Genomic DNA, 1,360 nt, shown 5'->3' on the forward strand with positions numbered 1-1,360 from the left:
CCCCTTCCCGGTTTTCGGGAGTCGCACGCCCGCACTAGGGTGTCCGGCGACGCTCATCTCCGAAGGGGGTATGCACGTGGCCGACGAGAAGGACGCGGGGAACATCGAGGCGCTGCTCGACGAGAGGCGCGTCTTCGATCCGCCGGAGTCCTTCCGCGCCGACGCGCTCGTCAAGGACGACGGCATCTACCGCGAGGCGGCTGAGGATCTCGAGGGTTTCTGGGCCGGCCAGGCCGAGCATCTGGAATGGTCGCGCCGGTGGGACTCGGTGCTCGAGTGGGATGCCCCGTGGGTGAGATGGTTCTCGGGCGGGCGGCTGAACGTCTCGGTGAACTGCCTCGACCGTCATCTCGATTCCGAGGGCGACCGCGTCGCGTACTACTGGGAGGGCGAGCCCGGCGACACCCGCACCGTCACCTACCGCGAGCTCCACGCCGAGGTGTGCCGGTTCGCGAACGCGCTCCGGTCGCTCGGCGTCGGCAAGGGCGACCGCGTCGCGATCTATCTCGGCATGATCCCGGAGTTGCCCGTCGCGATGCTGGCGTGCGCGCGGATCGGCGCGGTGCACTCGGTCGTGTTCGGCGGGTTCTCCTCGGAGTCGCTGCGCGACCGGATCAACGACGCCAAGGCGAAGGTGCTCGTGACCGGCGACGGTGGATGGCGGCGAGGCCAGATCGTACCGCTCAAGCTGAACGCCGACGCCGCGGTCGCGGAGACGCCGTCCATCGAGCACGTGATCGTGGTGCGCCGCACCGAGCAGGAGATCCCGTGGGACGCCGAACGCGACGTCTGGTACCACGACCTCGTCCCCGGTCAGCCGGAAACAGCGGACCCCGAGGACATGGAGGCGGAGGATCCGCTCTACATCCTCTACACCTCCGGCACGACGGGGAAACCGAAGGGGATCCTCCACACGACGGCCGGCTATCTGGTCGGTGTGTCGACGACCCATCGGTTGATCTTCGACCTCCATCCGGACACCGACATCTATTGGTGTGCCGCCGACATCGGCTGGGTGACCGGGCACTCGTACATCGTCTACGGCCCGCTCGCGAACGGCACGACCTCGATCATCTACGAGGGCGCGCCGGACACCCCGGACAAGGACCGCCTGTGGGCGATCGCCGAGCGCTACCGCCCGACGATCCTCTACACGGCGCCGACGGCGATCCGCGCATTCATGAAGTGGGGCACGCAGTTCCCGGAGAAGCACGACCTGTCGTCGCTGCGACTGCTCGGCTCGGTCGGCGAGCCGATCAACCCCGAGGCGTGGGCCTGGTACTGGAAGTACATCGGGACCGAACGCTGCCCGATCGTCGACACCAGGTGGCAGACCGAGACCGGCATGATCCTGATCACG

Annotated in this window: 1 protein-coding gene; it reads left to right on the forward strand. The window is 67.9% G+C overall.

Annotated elements, in window-relative coordinates; genetic code table 11:
• Nucleotides 1–76: 76 nt before the first annotated feature.
• The coding region (locus WEB06_01545) for an acetate--CoA ligase (GenBank protein ID MEX2554297.1) at nt 77–1,360 on the forward strand (1,284 nt) is incomplete at its 3' end.

The organism is Actinomycetota bacterium, from assembly GCA_040905475.1.
Lineage (GTDB): Bacteria > Actinomycetota > AC-67 > AC-67 > AC-67 > DATFGK01.